This window comes from Delftia sp. K82 (assembly GCF_002193035.1).
In the GTDB taxonomy this organism is placed as follows: domain Bacteria; phylum Pseudomonadota; class Gammaproteobacteria; order Burkholderiales; family Burkholderiaceae_C; genus Comamonas; species Comamonas acidovorans.
Genome location: NZ_MYFL01000001.1, coordinates 2569385 through 2593494, shown reverse-complemented (window position 1 = coordinate 2593494; position 24110 = coordinate 2569385). Strand labels below are relative to the sequence as shown.

Below are 24110 nucleotides of genomic sequence, written 5' to 3'. Positions count from 1 at the left end.
CGGCCTGGATACGAAACCTGTTGAAACAGCGGGCGTGTGCTGCCGCTGCAAGGCCTGCGGGCAGCCCGGCAACCCTAGAATCACGCGTTGTCCTATCGCTGCTAGCGCTGCACCCCATGTCCAATCTCATCGTCCACGGCGGCACGCCTTTGCGCGGCCGCGTCGTTCCCTCCGCCAACAAGAATGCCGTGCTGCCGATTCTGTGCGCCACGCTGCTGACCGATCAGCCGCTGCGGCTGCATGGCGTGCCGGACATCACGGATGTGCGCAAGATCCTCGACATCTTTCGCACGCTGGGCAGCGAGGTGCAGCTGGACGAGACCACGCGCACGCTGCAGCTGCACCACCGCGACACGCGCTTTGACGCGTCCTCGCACCGCCTGCCCGAGGAAATGCGCTCTTCCATCATGCTGGTGCCGCCGCTGCTGGCGCGCTTTGGCGTGGCGCGGCTGGAGGACAACGTCAAGGGCTGCACGCTGGGTGTGCGCGAGATTGATCCGCACGTGGACATCTTTCGCTCCTTTGGCGGAGAGGTGGAACGCGCCAGCGGCTCCCTGCTGATTCACAGTGCCGCGCCGCTCAAGGCTGTGCGCCACTGGCTGGACTATGCATCGGTCACGGCCACGGAGAACTTCGTGCTGTGCGCCGTGGCTGCGCAGGGCGAGTCCATGCTGACCAATGCGGCCTGCGAGCCGCATGTGCAGGAGTTCTGCCGCTTCATGGTGATGATGGGTGCCGATATTGACGGCATCGGCACCTCGCGGCTGACGGTGCGCGGCGGTGCGCCGCTGGGCGGCGGCGATTTCACCTTCGAGGAAGACTTCCACGAGATCACCACCTTTCTCGCGCTGGGTGCGATCACGGGCGGCGATGTGGAGGTGCGCAACAGCACGCCGGACAACTTTCCGCTGATCGACCGCACCTTCGCCAAGTTTGGCGTTCAGGTGGAGCACAAGAACGGCTGGTCGCGCGCGCTGCGCTCGGGGCCGCTGAAGGTGCAGACGCCGTTCACCAGCAATGTGCTCACCAAGGTGGAAGCCGCTCCCTGGCCGTACTTTCCGGTGGATCTGCTGCCCATCTTCATTGCGCTGGGTGTGCATGCGCAGGGCAATGCGCTGTTCTGGAACAAGATCTACGACGGCGCGCTGGGCTGGACGGGCGAGCTGTCCAAGTTCGGTGCCCATGTGTTTTCTTCGGACCCGCACCGCGTGGTCACCTTTGGCGGCAATCCGCTGACGCCGGCCGTGGTGGAGAGCCCCTACATCATCCGCGTGGCGATTGCGCTGTTCATGGTCGCCAGCAGCATCGAGGGTCGATCGGAGATCCGCAACGCCACGCCGATTCGCCGTGCGCATCCGCACTTTGTCGAGAACCTGCGCAGCCTGGGCGCGCGGGTGGAGTGGACCAACGAGGAGTGAGGCCAGGCGGCGATGCGCAGGCCGCTATGCCTGCGGCGCCGCATCCGAGAATCTCTTGGCCGCCCTGAGCAGGTAGCTCACGGCATAGAGGATGGGGTCGTCCATCTCGTCGTCGTTCACGCGGTCAATGATTTCCAGCAGGCCTTGAAGGTCGGCCGACATCTGCGGCAGCACGCTGCTGGCCAGCGCCTCGACCGGCTGCTCTGCAGCGGCACGGTCTGCCTTGAGGTGGTAGCTGCGCAGCAGGTCGTGGACACCGACCACCATGGCGCGGTTGGATCTTTCCACATGCATTTCCAGCACGCTCAGCGCCGCGCTGATGTGGCATAGCGCATCGGTCGCCAGGCTCTCCGGATCGGGCGCTCTGGCGAGGGCCTGCGCAAGGCGCGCGCAGGCGTGCATGTCTGTGTCCGGCATGGTTCTGTTCTTGCGCAATAGGTCTGGGGTTCAGTGCTCGTACGCACTGGCATCGGCGTGTGCATGGCATGGGGGCTGGTTTGCCCGGTCCTCGGTCGGGCCGATTCAAATGTTATGCCAACTTGGAATCATGTCAACTAGGCATGAATCTGAATTTGCATCTGACAGGTACCATCGCCCAATGCAACGAAAACCCTTTCCCAGCGAAACCCAGGAGCGCTTCATCGTCCGTTTCCCGGATGGAATGCGCGATCGCATCTCGGAAGTGGCAAAGGCAGGCCACCGTTCCATGAATGCCGAAATCGTTGCCCGCATACGGCGCAGCTTCGAATTGGATGAAGCCGGCGACACGGCCCAGACTGGCCCGGACCTGGATGTGGCGGAGTTGAAAAAGGAAATCGCGCGCCTGTGCCGCTTGCTGCAAGAACACAAGGACGCCGCTGCAGGCCTGTTCGAGGCGCACAAGGAGGCCGTGGTGACCGAAGCCCTCAAGCGCCTGCGCTCCGAAGCGGGTGAGGCCGCGTCTTTGCCCAAGGCCACGGGGGATGGCGTGCAGGCCCGTCGCACCAGCAAGAAGACCTGAGGCTGTAGGCCTCAGACCACGCGTATCGTTGCAGCGCGCTGTCGCGCGTCCCGGTTTGCCACGCGTATCGTTGCGTTGGGTGTTAAACAACCTATCCCTTTTTGAAGGCTCTTGCAGCAAAGGACGCAACTATGAACACGGATCAGATCAAGGGCACGCTCAAGGATGCCGCAGGCAAGGTGCAGCAAAAGGCTGGCGAGTTGATCGACAGCCCCGAGCAACAGGCCAAGGGCATTGCCAAGCAGGTCGAAGGCACGGCCCAGAAGAAGCTGGGTGATGTGAAGGAAGTCTTGAAGGACGCGAAAAAATAAGGCATTCACCCTGCCTTTGCGAACAAGCCCGCCACACCCTGGCGGGCTTTTTCTTTTCCACAGATTTTGATGAATGGGCGTGCGAAGAAGGCGCTGCGCGCTTCCTGTTTCAGACGGCCTGCGGCACCCTGCGGCCAGGGTCGGTGGCCACATGCACGCTGCGGCCAGGGTCGGTGGCCACATGCACGCGGTCGCGGCCCGCCTGCTTGGCGGCATACAGCAGGCCGTCGGCGCGCGTCAGCGCATCGGTCAAGGCGGTGTTGGCGGCCACGGGTGCGATGCCGAAGCTGATGGTCACCCGCTGGCCGGCCGCCAGCACATAGCCGTCCGCGCTGAGCTGGGCACGTATGCGCTGGGCCACGTGCTCGGCCTCCTGGGGCGTGGTGCGCATCAGCAGCAGCACGAATTCCTCGCCGCCAAAGCGTGACACCAGATCGTCGTTGCGCACGTGTTGCTGCAGGGTCTGGGCCACGGCCTGCAATACACGGTCTCCACAGTCATGTCCCCAGCTGTCATTGATGCGCTTGAAGTGGTCTATGTCGCCTATCAGCACGGAGATCGGGGCCATGTGCGGATCGGCCAGGCGCAGCTCGGCTGCCTCCTGGAAGGCGCGGCGGTTGAGCAGGTTGGTCAGCGAGTCGTGGTTGCGCTCCTCGCGCAGCGCGGTGAAGACATCGCGCACCGTGCACGCCAGCAGCATGAGGGTGAACAGCAGCGCAAACGACAGCGTGCTGACCAGGGTCACCAGCCAGTAGGTGGAGCGTGCAATCTCATTGAGATCGGTGCTGCCAAGGGCCAGCACCAGCAGCGGCCGGGCAGCGGTATAGCCGGCAAACACGACGTAGGACCAGTAGAGCATTCTCTCCAGCCAGTCCTGCGGCGGCCGGCGCCGCAGCATGGCGGGCGCCGGCAGCATCTGCAGCAGGCCCAGGCCGGTGTTGAGCCAGTGCACGCGCACCCACAGATCGACCTGGACCCGGCTGTAGTAGTACAGCGCGGCCAGGACGACGGCGCCTATGAGCAGCCCCAGCAAGGGATGGGCCGAGACGCCATAGCGCCCCGCCATGCAGCGCGCGAAGCACCAGGTGCCGAACAGATACATGGCGCCCGTGAACACGGCCCAGTGGTGCAGTTCTTCCCGGGGTGCAAGGCTTTGCCAGGCCAGCGCCAGAGAAACCAGGGCGTATCCGCCCGCAATCCACAGCAGGTAGCGCTGGCGCCGCTGCACCAGCCAGCACACGGCCAGCGTGCAACTGAGCAGCAGAATGCTCAGCGGCGCAATCAATACATAGAGGCGATCGGTATCGAGTGACACATCCACAGCGTGTTATGCACTTGCAGGTGCGGGTGGCAACAGCCTCGCGATTGCGGCATTGAATGGTGCTGCATTCCGAAGCGCCGGTCCATTTTGCATCCGTTGCCACGGCGCTTGCGGCCGCATGGGCGCATGTTCCGCGTTGTGCACGGCTGGCGATATCGGGCCTACCCGTGCAGCGGCCTCAAGTCCCGGGCATTTGTGACGAAAAAGCAGGTCATCTTTTCCGGATTGGTGGCCTATGCCGATATGGCAAGGCGTTGCGCCGGGAAACGGTCGCCGCTGATGTGCGGGGCCTGTTGTTTCACCTTTCCTGTATTCGGTTTTTCCGACGAGAGTGCTACGAATGAAATTTGATCAATGGAGCGTGTCCGCCAAGCTTTGGGGCACGCTGGGCGGCTTGCTGGCGATGATGCTTGCGGTATCGCTTTGGGCACAGTTTGCGGCGGCTCGCGCCATGGACCACGGCATGCAGACGCTGTCCGAGTACGAGAGTCGCATCAGCCTGGCCATTCAATGGAAGGGCGCAACGGAGACCACGGGCGAGCGGGTTCTGGCCAGCAATGCCTCCACCGATGAGGAACTGACCCGCCTGCTCGACGGCCGGGTCAAGGAAGGCTCGGCACTGATCACCAAGCTGCAGGCCGAGATCGTCAAAGGCGCCAGCGATGCCGACAAGGCGGCGCTGGAGCGCATTGCCGCCATCCGCACGGAGGTGCTGGCACTGAACAAGCGGGCGCGCGAGATCAAGTTGACCGGCGATGCAGCGGCATTCCGCGAGTTCGTCCAGCAGCAGTACCTGGGCGCCATTGGCCGCTACGTGGACTCGCTGGAAGTCTTCGTGCAGCTGCAGCGCAGTCAGCGCGATGCAGCCCGCGAGCAGGCCCAGGCCGCCCGGCAGCAGGCCAGCGTGCTGGCCTGGATCGTCCAGGGCGTGGTCCTTCTGGCGGGCCTGGCGCTGGCCTTGGTGTTGACGCGGGCCATCACCCGCCCGCTGGAACGTGCCGTGCAGCTGACGGACGCCATCGCCCAGGGCGACCTCACGGTGTCGGCCGATGACAGTCGCAAGGACGAGTTCGGCCACCTGCTGCGCTCGGTCTCGGGCATGGCGGCGCGGCTGCGTGGGCTGGTGACGGAGGTGCGTGACAGCGTGCATTCCATCTCCACCGCATCCACCGAGATTGCCGCGGGCAACCACAACCTGTCTTCGCGCACCGAGCAGACGGCGTCCAATCTGGAGGAAACGGCCGCCAGCATGGAGCAACTGACCGCCACCGTGGGCCAGGCGGCCGACACCGCGCGCCAGGCCAATCATCTGGCCGGCAGCGCCGCCCAGGCCGCCGAGCGCGGCGGCGCCGTGGTGGGCCATGTAGTGGCCAGCATGGATCGCATCGGCGACAGCGCACGCCGCATCTCCGACATCATCGGTGTCATCGACTCCATTGCCTTCCAGACCAACATCCTGGCGCTGAACGCCGCCGTGGAAGCAGCCCGTGCAGGCGAGCAGGGCCGCGGCTTTGCCGTGGTGGCCGGTGAAGTGCGGGCCCTGGCCCATCGCAGCGCCGAGGCCGCCAAGGAGATCAAGGTGCTGATCAGCACCTCGGTCGATGCCGCGCAGGAAGGCTCGGCCCAGGTGGCCCAGGCCGGACAGGTCATGGACGATATCGTGGGCAGCGTGCGCAAGGTCTCGGACATGATCGGCGAGATCACGGCATCTTCCACGGAGCAGCGCGACGGCATTGGCCAGGTCAACCAGGCAGTCAGCCAGCTGGACCAGATGACTCAGCAAAATGCGGCTCTCGTGGAGGAGTCCGCAGCGGCGGCCGCCGCCCTCAGCGACCAGGCGCAGCGCCTGTCGGGCATGGTGGCCGTGTTCAAGGTGGGCCATGCCGTGCCAGCCTTGCGTTGACCAGCACCAAGGGGCAATAACACACGCAGAAAAAAGGACCGCCCGAGGGCGGTCCTTGAAGAGAAAAGCCGGTGCCCTTGCGGGCCTGCCAGGGTAAGTCAGTGAGAGGGGAGGGAGGAGATAGTCTCCCTGGCCCGGCTGGAAAATGGTTCGTGGTGGCTGCGGATCGCTCCAGTGGCCGCCTGGACTTTGCCGCTGCGTGGTTGCATCCACATGGCTTGCGCTTGCTGCAAAGGCGTGGCCAACATGATTTTGGAGAGCAGGGTTGTAGGACAGTTCCCTGTGTGATACCTGCTGTTTCCCTTGTTGTGATTGCTTGGGTACCGAAACATGCCGGCACCCATCGGGTTCACGCATCTGCACTACATTGAAGAATTTGTAACTTCTGAGCAATAGGGTTAACCCGTTGCTTCTGGCAGCAAAAAGCCCGCACTTGGCGGGCTCTGTCGCAGCTTGGTGGCCGCCAGGGGGGGAGTTGCGCCGGACCTCATATGGCGAAGGGAGTGCGGTCCTTGCCTTCGATCCAGCGGGGCTGCTTGCCACGGCCGGTCCAGGTCGCGCCCGTGGCCGGGTCGCGGTACTTGGGGACGCCGACCACGCGGAAACCGCCACCAGCCTTGGCTTTGGACGAAGGGAAGACGTCGGCCTCGGTCAATCCGTATTGGTCGATGATAGTGCGCACCTGGGCAATGGCTCCGGACTTCTCGGTCTTGAGCACTTCGGCGATCTGGGCTTCGAGATGGGCTTTCTGCTGCAGCAGTGTCTTGTAGTCGGTAGTCATGTATATCAATGGATGTTGATCTGCCAATATAAAGGAATCTTAGGAGACTTTTAGCAAAGTGAGCCTACACTGCCGCGCAACACCCGGACGACGACAGGCGTATTGCCTCGAACCTGTCTGAGAACAGATTCCCATCTTGCCCGAGTCTAGGCGAGTCGGACGCTGATTTTTGTAGCGTATGGAAACCGGGCCATCGCGTCTGCCACAGCGGCGCAAGTGCTGGGGAACAGGGCTGTGTAGCAGGCGCCGGCCACTTTGATGATGCATCGCTTCATGTTTCTCTTCCCTTGAATGACAGATCTGCCTTCTTATCGGCATTTTTGTATCAAGGTGAAACACTTTCTTGCCCGGCTCCCTGCCGGCCCCGATGGGAAGCCACTCTCGATCAATGGCAGTCCATGCAAGGGAAGAAAAGGCCGCGTGGTGCACCCCAAAAATATGAGGGAGGGAAAAACACAGGGTGCGCGGCGCAAACGGCAGGGTCCTGGAATCAAGGCTCTGGCGTTTGCGACAGAAAAATCCCGCAGCCAGGGCGGCAAGTGTCTGTGTTACAAATTGACACTATAGCACGCATCCTTCAAGCTTGTGACTGGTTCTTGCAAAAGGCTGACTACTGCAGCTTGGGCGGCGCTGCCGGCAATGCAGTGCCTGCACGAAGGGGCTAGCCAGCTGGCTTCTTCGCACGCAAGAAGCAGGCAATTACAAGGGCAAGTACGCACTCTTCGAGCTCTGGCGGCCGATGCGTCTCGGATAGGCTCGGTGGGCATTCACAGCCCTCGTTTTGCCTTCACTACGCATCATGTTTCAAACACTTCGTGCCCGCCTGATCCTCATCTGCGTAGCAATCACCGTGGCCGCGCTGTTCGCGCTGTCCATGGCCACCTTCTGGACGGCGCGCAGCAGTACGCTGTCCGATATCGACGAAAACATCGGCCAGCTCACGCGGGCCCATGCATCCACACTGACCGACTGGGTTCAGGACAAGCAGCGCATCACCGGCTCATTGAAAAAAGCGGTTGACCAGCCGGACCCCGTTCCCTTCCTGCTGGCCGGCCAGCAGGCTGGCGGCTTCGATGACGCCTATTTCGTCCATGCCGACAAACGCGCCGTGTTCACCCATCCCATGCCGGAGAACTACGACGGAACCCAGCGCGACTGGTTCAAGCAGGCCGTGCGCGAAGGCCGGCCAGGCGTGACGCCGGCCTATGTCGATGCCAGCACCGGCGAGCTGACCATCAGCTTTGTCGATCCGGTCGGCAGCTCGGGCGCCATCACGGCTGTTGTCGGCACTGATGTGCGGTTGGCCGCCATGTCCAGGAAAGTGGCCGCCATCCGTCCCCAGGAAAAAAGCTTTGCCTTTCTGATTGATGGCGAAGGCCGCCTGCTGGCCTACGCCAAGCCCGAGCTGGCGCTCAAGCCCGCTTCCGCGATTGCCCCTGAACTCGATGCCGCGCTGATCAAGCGCCTGGCCGAGCAGGGCGGCCGCGCCGATCTGGTGCTCGATGGCGAGCCGCAGATGCTCTACGCAGCCAAGGTCGAGGGCACGCCCTGGACGCTGGCCGTGGTGATCGACCGCGCACAGGCCACGCATTCGGTGCGGGCGCTGCTGCAGGTGGCCGCCCTCATCACCGTGCTGTCCGTGCTGGGCGCGGCGGTGCTGCTGACCGTGGCGCTGCGCCGCATGCTCAACCGCCTGGCCGTGGCACGCGATGCGCTGCAGGACATCGCCTCGGGCGAAGGCGATCTGACCCGCCGCCTCACCTCTGCCGGCCGCGATGAGCTGGCGCAGATCGGCCAGTCCTTCAACCAGTTCGTGGACAAGATCGCCACGGTGCTGCTGCGCATTCGCGAGTCGTCGGAATCGGTGCGCATGGCTTCGGCAGAGATTGCGGGTGGCAACCAGGACCTGTCGTCACGCACCGAGCAGCAGGCCAGCTCGCTGGAGCAGACGGCAGCCGCCATGGAGCAGATCACGGCAACCGTGCAGCAGAACGCGGCCAATGCCCGCCAGGCCAGCGAGCTGGCCACCAGCGCCTCGCAGATCGCCACCCAGGGCGGAGAAGCCGTGGGCCAGGTGGTGCAGACCATGGGCGGCATCGAGGCTTCGGCACGCAAGATCGAAAGCATCATCGGCGTGATCGATTCCATTGCCTTCCAGACCAACATCCTCGCGCTGAACGCGGCGGTGGAAGCGGCGCGCGCCGGCGAGCAGGGTCGGGGCTTTGCCGTGGTCGCCAGCGAGGTGCGCACGCTGGCGCAACGCAGCGCCACGGCGGCCAGGGAGATCAAGGCGCTGATCGATGATTCCGTGGGCCAGATCGACACGGGCAGCCGCCTGGTGCGCAATGCGGGCACCACCATCGACCAGGCCGTGGACGGCGTGCGCAAGCTCAGCACGCTGGTGGCCGAGATCAGCAACGCCAGCCAGGAGCAAAGCCGTGGCATTGCCGAGGTGGGCAGCGCCATCGGCCAGATGGACCAGGTCACGCAGCAGAACGCTGCCCTGGTGGAAGAGGTCACGGCCGCAGCGCAGTCGCTGCAGCAACAGGCGGTGCAGCTGGCGCAGGCCGTGGCGGGCTTCAAGCTTGAAGATGCAAGCGCGGCAAGCGCAGGGAGCGCAGGAAGCGGCATGCGCCGCCTGCGCTGAGCGCGGGCAAAGCCAAGGCGGGCCGGGCGGTCAGGCCGCCTTGGCGCCACCCGGATGCTCGCAGGCAAAGGCCGGTGAATCGGCCTCGCCCGGCCGCTCGCCGGCCACGAAGTAGCGGTCGCGGCCGCTGGCCTTGGCCTGGTACAGCGCCGTATCGGCCATGCGCAGCAAGGCACTCAAACCCAGCGGTGGGTAGGCCATGTTCGTGCAGCCTATGCCAATGCTCAGCGTGGGGCAGATGGCTGCGCCATCGTTCATGTCGATGCGAATTTCGCGCGTGGCCTCGCACAGCCGCTGGGCCACGGCGATTGCCGTGACGCAGTCGGCACCGGGCAGCAGCACCGCAAACTCCTCGCCGCCCAAGCGGCCTATGAGTTCATGCGGGCGCAGCGCCTGCGACAGGCGGGCCGAGACTTCCTGCAGCACCCGGTCGCCGGCGGCATGGCCATGGCGGTCGTTGATGTGCTTGAAGTGGTCCAGGTCGAGCATCAGCATGGCGCCTGACTGGCGCTCGCGCTGCAGGCGCTCCAGCGTGCGCTGTGCGCGCTCCAGAAAGCTGGTGCGTGCCAGCAGTCCGGTCAGCGCATCGTGGTTCACTGCATGGCGCAGCTTGCTGAGCATGTCCTTGAAAGCCATGAGCGTGCAGGCTACGGCCAGCGGTCCGATCGACAGCATGGCCAGACCCAGGCGGAAGGAGAACGTGGTCTCCAGCTCGGTGTTGGGCGAGCTGAACAACACATGGGAAAACGTGGCCAGCTTGATGGCACAGCTGACCAGGTTGAGCAGGGCGACCACGAACAGCCGATAGCGCATGGCGCACAGCAGCATGGCCGGCATGGTGAGCGACAGCGCGCCTGGTCCGCCCAGGTAGATGGCAATGGATTCGGAAATCGCCAGGGCAAGCAGCGGCAGCAAGGCCTGCGCCGTTTGTTTGAATGGCTGGCTGCGCCAGGACAGCGGCTCCAGCTTTGCCGGAAGGCTCAGCAGCACAGGCAGCAACAGGGTCATGTGCATCAACTCGCTGCTGAACCACATGGCCATCATGGGCTGCCAGGGCCAATGCATGAGATGGTGCATGCCCGCCGAGCCCAGCACGGCTCCGACCACGCTCACTAGCAGGCTGCACATCACCAGATGCAGCACCGAGGAAGGGGAGCGCATCTGCTGCACCCGCTGCGGCAGGCGCCGCATCATCACCCAGCCGCAGGCCACGGCGGCCAGGTCGGCAAAGGTCAGCCACAGGGTCTGGTCCAGCGGACTGCCGGAAAGCCATTCGGCCAGCGCCATGGCAATGGCGGCAGCCGTCCAGCCGTGTCTATGGCTGTAGGCAGGGCTGCGAAGCATCCAGCCCAGCAGCAGGGCGTTGGACAGCCACAGGGACGACAGATGCTCCGGAGAGCGAAGGCCCAGCGCCACGGCCGAGCACAGAAACAGCACCCCGCCCAGCACAAAGCTGTCCCGCCAGGGCGTTGCAGCTTGTGGAAGGCTCCACGGATCTCCGGATGCGGCGCGATGTGACATATGTCTCCCCTGTGGAGACCGAATGGAGGCACCGGACTCTGCGCGCGTTCGTCGGGCATGGCGGCCATGCCTTTGTCATGGTGATGAACGAGCGGCCCGGCGGGCAGCGGGAACAGGAAATCCTCCTCGGGGCAGATAAAACAAGACGCGCGGGGTAACTTGAGTACACAAAATTTACGCCTGCGGGGCCAATCTAGCGGAAATGCATGTATTTGCAAGTACTGATCCATCTTGCATACAGCACGCGATGAAAGCGTTTCGCAGGCGCCGGTAAGCCCGATCAGCACTGCCGCAAGTGGCAGCGGTGCGCCTGGAGCAGCTTTTGTGAAGGAAAGATGGGATGCATGCTAAGGATTCATGCGGTTCCGTAGTCAGGTCCCTGCGTGGTCCCTGCTTTCTGTCGCGCCAGGAATTTGTAATTAGTTACTTTTGTTTCTGATGAATATCCCAAGAGCTGGTGGTGCCAGTTGGGGCGGCTGCTGGTCGGCGAGGGTTGAAGAGGCATTCCAGCCACCGCGGTGCCAGGAAAAGTGCAGCTCCTATCGATAGAACGACGATGCGCAACGCATAAAATCGCCGGATTGGGGGAGATCTCTGCCGAAATGTGGAACCACATCCGGGCAGCCTTCATGGGTGCTTGCCGTTGAAATCCAGGGAACCGCATGGAATACCGTCTTGATGAAACCGACCGCCAGCTGCTGCGGCTGCTGCAGACCAATGCACGGGCTTCCACCGCACATCTGGCTCGGCAGATGAATCTGGCGCGCACCACGGTGGTGGCGCGCATTGCCAGGCTGGAGCAAGAGGGCGTGATCGCCGGCTACGGCGTGCGCCTGGGCGCACGCGTGGAGCAGTCTGCCGTGCGGGCGTATTGCGGCATCCGCGTGCAGCCCAAGACGGCCACGTTGGTCATGCAGGCGCTCAACCGCTTCACCGAGGTCGAGGAGGTCTCTGCCGTCAGCGGCCAGTACGACTACATGGTTTTCGTGCGCTGCGAGAGCAATGAAAAGCTCGATGCGCTGCTGGACCGCATCGGCCTGATCGACGGCATTCAGCAGACCTACACCTCGGTGGTGCTCAGCCGCAAGATCGACCGGCGCACGACGGCGGCCCTGAGCCAGCCGGGCGAATCCGCTGCCTGAGGGGCGCGCTGCAGCCCTTGCAACCACTGTCGGGTCTCTGACATCTGCTAGTGAAACTGCCGGGTAGGCAGTCCCTTGCGGCCCTCCTATGCTGTTGTGGGCCCCCGTACCAACAGGGGCCTTTCTTTGTGTACGCATAACACCAGGAGACAAAGCATGTACCCAGCGGTTCGCAGTGGATGGAAGCCCCTGTCATTGATTTGCCTGGCCGCCTTGGCGGCCTGCGGCGGTTCGGGCGACGGCTCCAGCAGCAAGTACAGCGCGGAGATCCGCCGCACGGAAATGGGCATTCCGCACATCAAGGCCAAGGACTGGACGGGCCTGGGCTATGGCGCCGGCTATGCCCAGGCGCAGGACAACCTGTGCACCATGGCCGACTCCTTCCTGACGTACCGTGGGGAGCGCTCGCGCTACCTTGGCGGCGATGCCCAGGCCGTCTACGACAGCACCATCGACCGGCCGCGCAATCTCGACTCGGACTTCTTCTTCCGCCATGTCGTCTCCGATGACGCCGTGGCCGCCATGATCCAGGCCCAGCCGGACAAGCTCAAGCAACTGGTCGATGGCTTCGTGGCCGGCTACAACCGCGTGGTGCGCGAGACCCCGGCCGGGGCCAAGACCAATGCGGCCTGCGCGGGCCAGCCGTGGGTGCAGGCCATCACCGCGCAGGACATCTGGCGGCGCATGTACACGGCCAATTTGGCCGGTGGCTACAGCAACTTCGTGGCCCAGATCGCCAATGCCGTGCCGCCTGCAGCGGCTGCGGCAGCAACGGCCTCGGCCAAGCCGGCGAAGGCCCGGCCGGCCGCGACACAGCTGGCCGCGCTCAAGCCGGGGCAGGTGGTGGCGCCATCATTGCAGGTGGGCGGCACCACGGGCATCGGCAGCAACATGTACGGCTTTGGCCAGCAGGCCACGGGCGGCGGCAGCAGCGTGCTGTTCGGCAATCCGCACTGGTACTGGAAGGGGCCGGACCGCTTCTATCAATCGCATCTCACGATTCCGGGCGAGATCGATGTCAGTGGCGCAAGCTTTCTGGGCATTCCGATGGTGCTGATCGGCTTCAACAACGACGTGGCCTGGAGCCACACCGTGTCCACGGCGCGGCGCTTCGGCCTGTTCATGTACCAGTTGGCGCCCAATGACCCGACCCGCTATGTGCGCGACGGCAAGACCGAGGCCATGCAGGCCAGCAAGATCACCGTGAGCGTGCGCAATGCCTCCGGCGGGCAGGACCAGGTCACGCGCACGCTGTACAAGACCGTGCACGGCCCGGTGGTCAACCTCGGCGCCATGGACCCGGCGCTGGGTTGGACCACGCAGAGCGTGTTCGCCATCCGCGACATCAACGCCTACAACTACCGCACCTTCCGCAACTGGCTGCGCTGGAACCAGGCCAGGTCGCTGGACGAGTTCATCCGCATCCAGAAGGAGGAGTCGGCCATTCCTTGGGTCAACACCGTGGCCGCAGGGCGCGGCAACGCCCAGGTCTGGTATGCCGACATAGGCGCCGTGCCCAACGTGCCGCCCGCGCAATTGCAGGCCTGTGCCACGCCGGCCTCGGCCGCCATCAACGCGGCGCTGCCCCAGGTGCCGGTGCTGGCCGGCGGCAGCAGCCAGTGCGACTGGAGTTCGGATGCGGATTCGGTGCAGGCGGGCGCCATCGGCCCCGCACGTATGCCCAATTTGCTGCGCAGCGACTACGTGGGCAACATGAACGACAGCTACTGGCTGTCCAATGCCTCGGCGCCGCTGACCGGCTATCCGGCCATCTTCGGCTCCACTTCGTCGGCCCAGAGCCTGCGCACGCGCCTGGGCCACACCATGGCGCTGCAGCGGCTGGCGGGCACGGACGGCTATCCGGGCAAGCTGGCCACCAGCGACATCGTTCGCCAGATGGTGCTGGACAGCCGTGTCTACAGCGCGCGCTTCAAGGACGAGGCATTGGCCCAGGTCTGTCCAGGCCCCGTGTCCTCGGCTGGTGAAACGGTGGACGTATCGGCTGCCTGCACGGCGCTGCAGGCCTGGGACGGCACGGGCACGGCGGCATCCAGGGGTTCCCATGTCTGGGATGAGTTCTGGAAGCGCGTGGCCAGCCAGATCAAATCGGCCGACCTGTATGCCGTGCCCTTCGATGCGGCCGACCCCGTCAACACGCCGCGTGGCATCAAGCCCACTGCCAAGGCGGCGCTGCAAAAGGCGTTCGCCGAAGCAGTGAAGGCCGTGCAGGGCAGCGGCTTTGCCATGGATGCGGCGCGCGGCACCGTGCTGTTCTCGCAGCGCGGCGGCGAAAAGATCGCGCTGTATGGCGGCTGCGGCGAAGTGGGCTACTTCACCATCACCTGCTCGGAAAACAAGATTGAGCAGGGCGGCTACAGCATGGACGGGCAGCCGCATGGCAACAGCTACATGCAGGTGGTGAGCTTCCCTGCGGCCGGTGTGGAGGCCCATACCTTCCTGACCTTCTCGCTGTCGGACGACCCGGCCTCGGCCCACTACGTGGACTACACCAAGGCCTACGGCGCCCGCCAATGGCTCAAGCTGCCGTTCACCGACAGCGCCATCCAGGCCAGCCCGGCCTACAAGACGCAGACCGTGAGCGAGTGAAGCAACCTGTGACCCGGTGACGGGCCGCCGGTTCGCTGGCGGCTCGCCGGGAGTGCAAAAAGCGACGGGGGCCGAGGCCCCCGTTGCTTTTGGAATGCGCTGGCCGTCAGTCCACGATGACGCGCGGCTCGCCCGCCTCCATGCGCCCGACGATGGCGGCACTGCCAAAGCCCTGCTCGGCAAACAGTGCAAGCACCTGATCGGCAACATCCGGCGTGCAGGACACGAGCAGGCCGCCCGAGGTCTGCGGATCGGTCAGCAGCGCGCGCTGCGCATCGGTGATGCCGGCGCCCAGCGCAATCTGCGCGCCATAAGAGGCCCAGTTGCGGCCCGAGGCGCCCGTGATGACGCCCTGCTCGGCAAAGCCCTGCACCGTGGGCAGCACGGGCAGGCTGCGGCTGTCGATGCGTGCCGTCAGGCCCGCGCCGCGTGCCAGTTCCAGGCCGTGGCCCAGCAGGCCGAAGCCCGTCACATCGGTCAGCGCGTGCACGCCGTCCATCTTGCCCAGCGCCGTGCCGGGGCGGTTGAGCAGGGTGGTCGCTTCCACCATGGCGCGGTAGCCGGCCTCGTCCAGCAGGTTCTTCTTGAGTGCGGCCGACAGAATGCCCACGCCCAGCGGCTTGCCCAGGATCAGTACGTCGCCGGCCCGGGCGTCGGCATTGCGCTTCATCTGGCGGGGGTTGACGATGCCTATGCCGACCAGGCCGTAGATGGGCTCTACCGAATCGATGGAGTGGCCCCCGGCCAGCGGAATGCCGGCATCGCGGCAGACCGATTCGCCGCCTTCCAGGATCTTGGCAATGGTGTCGTGCGGCAGCACATTGATGGGCATGCCCACGATGGCCAGGGCCATCAGGGGCTGGCCGCCCATGGCGTAGATGTCGGACAGCGCATTCGTCGCGGCGATGCGGCCGAAGTCATACGGGTCGTCCACGATGGGCATGAAGAAGTCCGTGGTCGCCACGATGGCCTGCTCGTCGTTGATGCGGTAGACGGCGGCGTCGTCGGCGGTCTCCGTGCCCACCAGCAGGTCCGGGAAGAACTGCTTGGGCAGCGCGCTCTTGCCGATCAGCTCCGCCAGCAGGCCCGGCGCGATCTTGCAGCCGCAGCCGCCGCCATGGGACAGCGAGGTGAGTCGGGGGGCTTGGGAGGTGTCTGTGGTCATGGAGCAATCCGGCGATCGGCGGCGATCGCAGTAGTGGGAAAGAGTGCCTGCCGCCAGCGCGGCGGCGCGCCATATTATGGGCGGGCACGGCGGGCGGCCATGGTACAAGCGGGCATGTCCAAGTCTTTCACTCATGACCGCGCATCCGTGGAATGCGATCCCGAGACGGTGGTGGGCGTGGAGCAGCGCGGCTTCAACGCCTGGCCAGCCCAGCGCACCGTGCTCTGCGGGGATTGGCTGCTGCGCGCTGCGCAGGGCCATACCAAGCGCGCCAACTCGGCCAATGCCCAGCAGCCCGGCGCCCGCCTTGGCGCCTTGCTGCCGCAGATTGAGGCCTTCTACGAGCGCCAGGGCCTGCCTGCCATCTTTCGCCTCTCGCCCCTGGCAAGTCCCGATGCAGATGCGCAGCTGGCGCAGGCCGGCTACCTGCTGGCCGACCCTTCCCTGGTGATGCGTGCCGCATTGACGGACATGGCGCCGCCAGCGAACGATCAGGGCTGGACCCTTGCCATTCAAGCCCAGCCTGGCACGGCCTGGCTGCAGGGCTTTGCCGAGGCCGGCGCCGTGCCGGAGCAGCACAGGCAGGCGCACCACCATATGCTGCAGTCCATTGCCTGGCCCGCCGCATTTGCTTCGCTGCAAGTGGGCGGTGGAGTGGGCGGCGAGGTGGTCGGGTTTGGCCTGGCCGTCGTGGAGCGCGGCTGCGTGGGCCTGTATGACATCGTCATCACGCCTGCGCTGCGCGGCCAGGGACTGGGCCGGGCGCTGGTGCATGGCCTGATGCACTGGGGGCAGACACAGGGAGCGCAATGGGCCGAACTGCAGGTGCGTGCGCCCAACATGGTGGCGCGCGGGCTGTATGAAAGCCTGGGCTTTCAGGCGCTTTACGGCTATCACTACCGGCTGCCTGCCTCTGCTCTTTGATGCCTTACCGCATTGGGCCATCCAGGGCGCCCCGGCGTGAAAGTCCCGGCGGCCAGATGGGGTCGATATGTGAAAAAATGCTTCAGTGCGCCAGCGTGGCGCAATGCATGGATATTCCGTTCAAGGAGCCTTGGTTGGCAGCTCGCACACATCGCATACATCACACATACCGCAGGTGGGGCATGGATTGCAGGATCAAAGGCCTGTCTCCCGGGCCTGGCTGGTCGTGGGTCTGCTGGCCTTGCAGGCCGGGCTGGTGGGGCAGGCACATGCGGAGCCGGCGGCCGATGAGCATGAGCTGGGGGTGACCTGCACCGTCGTAGGCATCCTGGGCTACACGCGCTGGCCCACGGAAAGCCCCGTGCTGCGGCTGTGCGTGGTGGGCTCCACCGAATATGCCGACGACCTGCTCAATGGCGCCCCGCAGACCGTGGGCAGCCAGCGGCTGGAAGTGCGGCGCGTGGTGCCCGTCGATGCGCGCGCCCTGGTCGAATGCGAGGGCATTTATGTCGGCCAGCTTGATGAGGCTGCGTGGCGCAAGCTCATGGAGCAGCTGGCCGGGCGGCCGCTGCTGACCATCAGCGAGCGGGGCGAGCTGTGCCGCATCGGCGCCATGTTCTGCCTGCGCCGCCGTGGCGAGGGCGCGGGCTTCGAGGTCAGCCTCGACTCCGTGGCCCGCAGCGGCCTGCGTGTCAATCCCAAGGTGCTGCAACTGGCGCGCCACAGGACCTTGCCATGAAGTTGTCCCTGTCCGGCAATGCCTCCCTGCGCAACGTGATCCGCCGCGCGCACCTGCGCATGGCGGCGGTGGCCATCGCGCTGGCGGGGGCGCTGCTGCTCATCGTCGGCGTGGCCACCCTGCGCCTGTACCTGTCCAACAACCTGCATCTGGTGGCCCGTTCGCTGGCCTATACGGTCGAGGCATCGCTGGTCTTCGGTGACCGCGACGAGGCCGCCCGCGTGCTGGACCAGCTGCTGCGCGGCGAAGGCGTGGCCCATGCCGAGGTCTTCGATGCCGAGGGCCGCCCGTTCGTGCGGTGGTCGGGCCATGGTGGCTCGGCGCTGTCCAGCATCGGGGAGCTGCTGGCCGTGGGCATTGGTCTGCCGCGCGCCGAGGCCGATGTGCGCCAGGACGGCAGGCTGGTCGGCAGTGTGCAGCTGGCCAGCGATGGCGTGGGCCTGGTCCGCTTCCTGGGCGCAGGTTTCATCGTGCTGGTGCTGTGCGTGGGTGTCAGCGGCTATGTGGGCCTGCGCCAGTCGCGCCGCATGCTGCGCGACATTGCCGAGCCGCTGCAGCAGCTGGCGCGCGTGGCCCGGGCCGTGCGCCATGACCGATCCATGGACCAGCGCGTGCCGCTGGCGCGCATTGCCGAGCTGCGCGAGTTGGGCGACAACTTCAACGCCCTGCTGGCCGAGCTGCAGACGCGCCATGAGCGGCTGCAGCAGCAAAATTCGGCGCTGGAGCGACAGGCTTCGCGCGACAGCCTCACGGGGCTGGCCAACCGCCTGCATTTCGAGCAGCGACTGCAGCAGGCGCTGGACAGTGCGGCGGAGAGCGGGCAGAAGCTGGCCGTGCTGTTTCTGGACAACGACCGCTTCAAGCAGGTCAACGATGCCTACGGCCATGCCGTGGGCGATGTGCTGCTCAAGGCTGTGGGTGCCCGGCTGCGCTCGCAGGTGCGCGAGACCGACCTGGTCGCCCGCCTGGGTGGCGACGAATTCGCCATCCTGCTCTATCCCATCGGCGGCGGCGGCGACGCGCAGATGGTGCAGGACAAGATAGAGGCCGCCATGCGCGAGCCCCTGGTCGTTGGCGACGGCGTGGTGCTGCAGCCTTCGGTCAGCGCGGGCGTCGCCCTTTTTCCCAAGCATGGCCAGAGCATGGAGACGCTGATGCGCCATGCAGACCAGGCCATGTACCAGGCCAAGGCCATGCGCCAGGCCGAAAGAATCACAGGAGGATGACATGTTGAAACGACGGAGCTGGATCCGGATGTGCGGTGCAGGTGCGGCCGCAGTGCTGGCCCTTGCGCTGGCAGGTTGCCAGACGGTGCCGCAGGCGCCGGCCAAGGCGCCGGGGCTGACCGAAGAACAGCAGCAGTTGCTGCGCAGCCAGGGTTTTGCGCAGGCAGACCAGGGTTGGGAGCTGCAGATGTCGGGCAAGCTGCTGTTCGGCTTTGATTCGGCCGAAGTCGGCGCCCAGGCGCGCACCAAGGTGCTGGAGCTGGGCCGTGCCCTCAAGGGCGTGGGCATAGAGCGGCTGCGCGTGGAAGGCCATACGGACGATCGCGGCAGCGATGCCTACAACATGCGCCTGTCGCTGCGCCGCGCAGAGGCCGTGGCCGATGTGCTGGCCGAAGCTGGCCTGGCGCGCCAGGATATCGAGGTCAAGGGCCTGGGCCGCGCCATGCCCGTGGTGCCCAGCGATGCGGCGGAGAACCGCCGCGTGGCCATCGTCGTGCCCTTGCAATAGCCGGAACCTGGCTGGAATCAGAGTCGGGGGGATTGGCGGAAAGCAGCAGGAGTCGAACCTACCCAGGAGCGGCTGACGCCCCTGACCGGGTTTGAAGCCCGGGCGCACCACCGGGTGCGTATGCTTTCCTTCTGGATGTTGGGCACCCCCTGAGGCGCTTACGCGCCTTCCCCCTCTCTACCCGCTTCGCGGGGGAGGGGGACGACGCCATCGGCTAGGCGCCCCCGCCGCGAGGCGGCTCTTGCTCGGCGTCCCTGGGTTGGGCCGCGCCATTGCAGGTGCTATGCCCAAAGCCGGCTATTGTAGCGGTCCCATGGGAGCGTCATGGCTTAGCTTTTGGCTGGGGTGGGCGAATTTCCGCCAGTGGTCCACTGCACATCGGGGCGCAGCAGGTGGGCGTCGCGCAGGCGGCGGGTGTAGCCGATGCGGTCGAAGAATTCGAGGATCTGGATGGCGCGTTTGCGGCCCAGGCCGGTGGCGTCGCGGAAGGCGTGGGCCTGGATTTCGGCGTTGGGGGTGGAGGAGGCCAGCTCGCGGACCAGGGCCGCGAGTTCGTCCATGCGGGCTGCCGTGTAGAACAGGTCCTTGGTGACTTGGAACAATTGGCCCTGGCGTGCGAGCTTGCGCAGCAGCTGGCGCACGGTTTCCTCGCCGGTGGCGCTGTCGCGGGCCAGGTCGCGCACCCAGGGCGGGTCGTAGCGGCCGGCCTCGATGGCGGGCAGCAGTTTCTGGGCGATCTGCGTTTCACTGTCCGACAGCTGCACGCTGTGGCCGGGCAGGTGCAGCCAGGCGCCGCTGGCGGCCAGGCTGCCGTCCTGCAGCAGGGCTTGCAGCAGGCCTTTCCACAGCGCGTCATGCCCTGCATGTACCAGGCCCGACAGTGCCATGCGGCGCAGGCGTGCGGCGTTCACGCCAGGCTCGTCGGGGCTTTTGTCGTGGAAGCGCGCCATGCTGTCCAGCACCTGGTTGCGCAGCTGCTGCAAGCGTGCCTCGCCCAGCAGCAGCGTATCGCCCTCGGCCAGGGGGAGGCGGTGCAGGCGGGCATCCGTGGCCACCGATGCGCGGCCCGTCAGGCGCATGAGCTGCGACGTGGCAATGCCGTGCGCCGCGCCTTGCACCAGCGCGCTGGCGTCCCCGGTGGCAATCAGCGATTCCAGCGCCTGCAGATAGGCCGTGCGCTCGGGGCTGCGGCGCTTGCGTGCGGGTGCAAAGGGGTCGATGACGCTGCCGCCTGCAATGGTGCGGCTGGCCTGGGCATTGCGCACGATGAGCCGGTCGCCGGGTTGGGCATGTACGGGCATGTCCAGCACCAGTTGGACGATGGCCTGTTCGCCCGGGCCCAGCGGCTGGTCCTGCAGCAGGGCCACGTGGGCCGTGCAGCGCGCCGTACCGATGTGCACATGCACAGGCGTCCATTGGGCCAGTGATGGCGCATCGGCCAGCAGTTGCAGGCGCACGTCGATGCGGTCGCTGGCCTGCAGCAGCCGTGCGTCGGCGATCCAGTCGCCGCGCGTGATGGCTTCCTTGGCAATGCCCGACAGGTTGAGCGCGCAGCGCTGTCCGGCCAGGCCCTGTTCGCTGGCCTGGTTCTGGGCATGCAGGCTGCGCACGCGCACCTCGGTGCCCGAGGCCGAATGCACCAGCGTGTCGCCCACTTTCACCTGCCCGCCGAACACGGTGCCCGTGACCACGGTGCCCTGGCCCGGCAGCGTGAAGCTGCGGTCCACGGCCAGGCGGAACAGCCCGTCGCTGGCCCGCGCGGGAATGGACTGGGCGCGCGCCATGAGGTGCTCGCGCAACTGCGCCACGCCAGCGTCATCAGGCAGGGCTGCCGCGGTAGGGAAGACCGGCGCGCCGGCCAGCGGCGTGGGGGCCAGCAGGGCCCCGATCTCGGCCCGCACCTGCTGCAGCCGCTCGGGCGTGGCGCGGTCGGCCTTGGTCAGGGCCACGGTGGCTTCGCGCACGCCCAGCAGCTGCAGGATGTCCAGGTGCTCGCGCGTCTGCGGCATGACGCCGTCGTCGGCGGCCACCACCAGCAGGGCATGGTCTATGCCCACGGCGCCTGCGGCCATGGTGTGCACGAATTTTTCGTGGCCGGGCACGTCGATGATGCCCAGCACCTCGCCATTGGGCAGCGGCGTGTAGGCATAGCCCAGCTCGATGGAGATGCCGCGCGCCTTCTCTTCCTTGAGGCGGTCGGTGTCCACGCCCGTGAGCGCGCGCACCAGGGTGGTCTTGCCGTGGTCGATGTGGCCGGCGGTGCCGATGATCATGCGTTCGTCCTCAGGCGATGTGCAGCAGCGGCAGCTGTTCGGTAAAGGCAGGCTCGTCGGCCGCTTCCAGGCAGCGCAGGTCCAGCCACAGCGCGTCGTCATGCAGCCGGCCGATGACGGGGCGGGGCAGGCTGCGCAGGCCGGCCTCCAGCCGGGTGAGCTGGCGGCCGGCCTGGCGACCGTCGGCCGGGTGCAGGCGCAGGCCCCAGCTGGGCAGGTTCTCCACGGGCAGGGCGCCGCTGCCGATCTGGCTGTTCATCTCGGCGGTTTCCACCACATAGCGGCTGCCCAGCGCCTGCTGCACCAGCGGCTGCAGCGCCTGCGCGCGGGCCTGCATGTCGGCCTGGGGCCGAGTGAACAGGCGCAGCGTGGTCAGGCGCTCGGCCAGCTTTTCGGGGTGCAGATACAGGCGCAGCGTGGGCTCCAGCGCGGCCAGGGTGAGCTTGCTCACGCGCAGTGCGCGCTTGAGCGGGTGTTTCTTGATGCGGACGATCAGGTCCTTGCGGCCCACGATCAGGCCGGCCTGCGGGCCGCCCAGCAGCTTGTCGCCGCTGAAGGTGACGATGTCGGCGCCCGACTCGATGGTCTCGCGCACCGTGACCTCGTAGGGCAGGCCCCATTCGCGCAGATCGACCAGGGTGCCGCTGCCCAGGTCCACCACCATCTGCAGGCCGTGCGCATGGGCAATGGATGCCACCTCGGCGTCGCTCACGGCCTTGGTGAAGCCGGTGATGGCGTAGTTGCTGCAATGCACCTTCATGAGCAGGCCGGTATGTTCGCCGACAGCACCTTCGTAGTCGCGCGCATGGGTGCGGTTGGTGGTGCCCACCTCGACCAGGGTGGCGCCTGCGCGCGTCATCACGTCGGGAATGCGGAAGGCCCCACCGATCTCCACCAGCTCGCCGCGCGAGACGATGACCTCGCGCCCGGCCGCCAGCGTGGCCAGGGTCAGCAGCACGGCGGCGGCGTTGTTGTTGACGACGGTGCAGGCCTCGGCGCCCGTGAGTTCGCAGACCAGGGATTCGATCAGGTCGTCGCGGTCGCCACGGCCGCCGTCTTCCAGGTCGTACTCCAGGTTGGCAGGCGCCGTCATGGCGGCCACTACGGCGTCCACCGCCTCCTGCGGCAGCAGGGCGCGGCCAAGGTTGGTGTGCAGCACCGTGCCCGTGAGGTTGAAGACCGTGCGCAGCCGGGGCGCAAAGCGCCGCGCCAGGCGCAGGCCGGCCGCCTGGACCACCTCAGTAATGCCGGGCGCGCCTGCATCGGGCTCGCCGGACCGCAGCCGCTCCTGAGCATCGGCTCGCATCTGCGCCAGGGATTCGCGCACGGCCTGGGTGCAGGCATCGAGGCCGTGGCGCTCGCGCAGCGCGAGCATGTCGGTGCTCAGCAGCACCTTGTCCACGGCAGGCAGGCGCAGCGCGGACGGGACAGGGGAGGCGGCAGGGGAGGCGGCAGAGGGGGCGGCGGTATCGGTCATGGCGTGCGAAAGGGTCAGGCAGCAGGCGTGGCGGGGTCGATCAGCGCGTCGCCGGCCTCGTCCTGCTCCTCGGCAAAGGCCACGTAGAGCAGGGGATTGGCGCTGGCGCGCTGAAAGCGCGTCTCCTCGCCCATCAGCAGGTCCAGCATCAGCGAGGCCAGGTCGTCGGCCAGGGGCTCGGCCATCGGGTCCTTTTCCTGGTTGACCACCTTGCGGTAGCTGCCGCATTCCTCGCAGGTCTCGGCCAGCACGGTATCGCCTGCGCCATCGATGCCCTGGTACTCGACGCCCTTGGTCGACTCGCAGTGCGAGCACTTGACGCGCACCATGTGCCACTCCGTGCAGCAGGTGCCGCAGTGCAGGTAGCGGTGGCCCGCCGCCTTGCCGCCAATGCGCAGCACGCTGGCCACGGGCTCGCTGGCGCAGACGGGGCAGATCGAGGCGGGATCGGTATAGGGCACGTCGCGTGCGCTCAGGCCGCTGGCGCGCGTGGCAAACACCACCTGCAGCGCAGCCATCACAAAAGGCGCCATGCCCACGTGGCGGGCCGCCACTTCCTTTTGCAGCAGCCGCTGCGCGATCTCGTCACGCCCGGCCGTGTCCAGCGCGCGCAGCTCCTGCAGCAGCGGCTGCAGCGGAGCAGGCAGGCCATCGGTGCCCGACAGGGCATCGAGCATGCGGTCCAGCACGCCGTGCCAGGCGGCATCAATATGATCAGCGGCAGGCAGCAGCGGCATCGAATGCTCCTGCGCCCGCGCAATCAGCGCCGCATCGGGCGCGGCCAGCGTCAACTGCCCGGCTGCCTTGGCCTGCGCGTCCACGATCTGCGCCACAAACCGCAGGTAATCGGCAATCGGATTGCCCTCGGCCAGCTGCCGCAGCCGCGCCGCGCGCTCGCTGAACAGCCCCGGCAACTGCGGCAGCAGCACGCGCGGAAAACTGGTGTGATCCAGCGACTCGATATCGCCGGGTTGAAGAATGCGTTGCATTGGAATGTTCCAAAAAGACAATCGCCCAGCGTCCAGGGACGCCGGGCGGCTGGTGGCTGGTGGCTGGTGGCTTCAGGCGAAAGGCTAACACGGGGTTGCGCATTGTCCTTGGCCTATGAAACCGGCGTGCCCCAGATCAGGGGCACCGAGGAAGGGCC

19 protein-coding genes and 1 tRNA gene are annotated in these 24110 nt (G+C 66.3%); 11 read left to right on the top strand and 9 right to left on the bottom strand.

Features of this window, described 5'->3' with window-relative positions:
* The first annotated feature begins 116 nt into the window (after positions 1-116).
* Positions 117-1418 carry a UDP-N-acetylglucosamine 1-carboxyvinyltransferase gene (locus KDK82_RS11420; RefSeq protein ID WP_043820918.1) on the top strand — a complete coding sequence of 434 codons (1302 nt, stop codon included), beginning with the start codon at positions 117-119 and terminating at the stop codon, positions 1416-1418.
* Between the two features lie 24 nt (positions 1419-1442).
* Here the strand turns inward: KDK82_RS11420 and KDK82_RS11415 are convergent, their stop codons facing one another.
* Positions 1443-1835 (bottom strand): hypothetical protein, encoded by a 393-nt coding sequence (locus KDK82_RS11415; RefSeq protein ID WP_012205307.1) that lies wholly within the window; start codon positions 1833-1835, stop codon positions 1443-1445.
* 181 nt (positions 1836-2016) lie between these two features.
* Between KDK82_RS11415 and KDK82_RS11410 the strand changes: the two genes are divergently transcribed.
* Positions 2017-2418: an Arc family DNA-binding protein gene (locus tag KDK82_RS11410; RefSeq protein ID WP_088164927.1), complete on the top strand. Its 402-nt coding sequence runs from the start codon at positions 2017-2019 to the stop codon at positions 2416-2418.
* 131 nt (positions 2419-2549) lie between these two features.
* On the top strand, positions 2550-2729 hold the full coding sequence (locus tag KDK82_RS11405) for a CsbD family protein (protein WP_012205309.1): 180 nt from the start codon (positions 2550-2552) through the stop codon (positions 2727-2729).
* A gap of 109 nt (positions 2730-2838) precedes the next feature.
* On the opposite strand, the gene KDK82_RS11400 is transcribed toward KDK82_RS11405, so the two are convergent.
* A complete protein-coding gene (locus KDK82_RS11400; RefSeq protein WP_088164926.1) occupies positions 2839-4050 on the bottom strand; it encodes a diguanylate cyclase in 1212 nt (403 codons plus the stop codon).
* 340 nt (positions 4051-4390) lie between these two features.
* Between KDK82_RS11400 and KDK82_RS11395 the strand changes: the two genes are divergently transcribed.
* Positions 4391-5953, top strand: coding sequence for a methyl-accepting chemotaxis protein (locus KDK82_RS11395; protein WP_065345697.1), 1563 nt, complete (start codon positions 4391-4393; stop codon positions 5951-5953).
* Positions 5954-6440: 487 nt separating this feature from the next.
* On the opposite strand, the gene KDK82_RS11390 is transcribed toward KDK82_RS11395, so the two are convergent.
* On the bottom strand, positions 6441-6734 hold the full coding sequence (locus KDK82_RS11390) for an H-NS family nucleoid-associated regulatory protein (protein ID WP_012205312.1): 294 nt from the start codon (positions 6732-6734) through the stop codon (positions 6441-6443).
* Between the two features lie 799 nt (positions 6735-7533).
* Between KDK82_RS11390 and KDK82_RS11385 the strand changes: the two genes are divergently transcribed.
* Entirely contained in the window at positions 7534-9381 is a 1848-nt protein-coding gene (locus KDK82_RS11385) for a methyl-accepting chemotaxis protein (RefSeq protein ID WP_088164925.1), read from the top strand.
* Between the two features lie 30 nt (positions 9382-9411).
* Here the strand turns inward: KDK82_RS11385 and KDK82_RS11380 are convergent, their stop codons facing one another.
* Complete coding sequence (locus KDK82_RS11380; RefSeq protein WP_088164924.1) at positions 9412-10902, bottom strand: diguanylate cyclase; 1491 nt, start codon at positions 10900-10902, stop codon at positions 9412-9414.
* Between the two features lie 662 nt (positions 10903-11564).
* Between KDK82_RS11380 and KDK82_RS11375 the strand changes: the two genes are divergently transcribed.
* Together KDK82_RS11375 and KDK82_RS11370 are read left to right on the top strand one after the other, a co-directional pair.
* A complete protein-coding gene (locus tag KDK82_RS11375; RefSeq protein WP_012205315.1) occupies positions 11565-12044 on the top strand; it encodes an Lrp/AsnC family transcriptional regulator in 480 nt (159 codons plus the stop codon).
* Between the two features lie 156 nt (positions 12045-12200).
* On the top strand, positions 12201-14651 hold the full coding sequence (locus KDK82_RS11370; protein ID WP_088164923.1) for a penicillin acylase family protein: 2451 nt from the start codon (positions 12201-12203) through the stop codon (positions 14649-14651).
* A gap of 106 nt (positions 14652-14757) precedes the next feature.
* Here KDK82_RS11370 and selD read toward each other — a convergent pair whose 3' ends face one another.
* Positions 14758-15816 (bottom strand): selenide, water dikinase SelD, encoded by a 1059-nt coding sequence (selD, locus tag KDK82_RS11365; RefSeq protein WP_088164922.1) that lies wholly within the window; start codon positions 15814-15816, stop codon positions 14758-14760.
* A gap of 99 nt (positions 15817-15915) precedes the next feature.
* Between selD and KDK82_RS11360 the strand changes: the two genes are divergently transcribed.
* The 4 genes from KDK82_RS11360 to KDK82_RS11345 all read left to right on the top strand — a co-directional run bounded on the left by KDK82_RS11360 (position 15916) and on the right by KDK82_RS11345 (position 19213).
* Positions 15916-16740: an N-acetyltransferase gene (locus KDK82_RS11360; RefSeq protein ID WP_088164921.1), complete on the top strand. Its 825-nt coding sequence runs from the start codon at positions 15916-15918 to the stop codon at positions 16738-16740.
* 187 nt (positions 16741-16927) lie between these two features.
* On the top strand, positions 16928-17479 hold the full coding sequence (locus KDK82_RS11355; RefSeq protein WP_256974453.1) for a YfiR family protein: 552 nt from the start codon (positions 16928-16930) through the stop codon (positions 17477-17479).
* Positions 17476-18705 (top strand): sensor domain-containing diguanylate cyclase, encoded by a 1230-nt coding sequence (locus tag KDK82_RS11350; RefSeq protein ID WP_013802667.1) that lies wholly within the window; start codon positions 17476-17478, stop codon positions 18703-18705. Before KDK82_RS11355 ends, KDK82_RS11350 begins: the two co-directional genes overlap by 4 nt.
* 1 nt (position 18706) lies before the next feature.
* On the top strand, positions 18707-19213 hold the full coding sequence (locus tag KDK82_RS11345) for an OmpA family protein (RefSeq protein ID WP_065345702.1): 507 nt from the start codon (positions 18707-18709) through the stop codon (positions 19211-19213).
* Positions 19214-19246: 33 nt separating this feature from the next.
* On the opposite strand, the gene KDK82_RS11340 is transcribed toward KDK82_RS11345, so the two are convergent.
* The 4 genes from KDK82_RS11340 to fdhE form a co-directional block, all read right to left on the bottom strand.
* Positions 19247-19342 (bottom strand) — tRNA-Sec (locus tag KDK82_RS11340).
* A gap of 200 nt (positions 19343-19542) precedes the next feature.
* Positions 19543-21486: a selenocysteine-specific translation elongation factor gene (gene selB, locus KDK82_RS11335; RefSeq protein ID WP_088164920.1), complete on the bottom strand. Its 1944-nt coding sequence runs from the start codon at positions 21484-21486 to the stop codon at positions 19543-19545.
* A gap of 10 nt (positions 21487-21496) precedes the next feature.
* A complete protein-coding gene (gene selA / locus KDK82_RS11330) occupies positions 21497-22963 on the bottom strand; it encodes an L-seryl-tRNA(Sec) selenium transferase (protein ID WP_088164919.1) in 1467 nt (488 codons plus the stop codon).
* Between the two features lie 14 nt (positions 22964-22977).
* Positions 22978-23952: a formate dehydrogenase accessory protein FdhE gene (fdhE, locus tag KDK82_RS11325; protein ID WP_088164918.1), complete on the bottom strand. Its 975-nt coding sequence runs from the start codon at positions 23950-23952 to the stop codon at positions 22978-22980.
* Positions 23953-24110 lie beyond the last annotated feature (158 nt).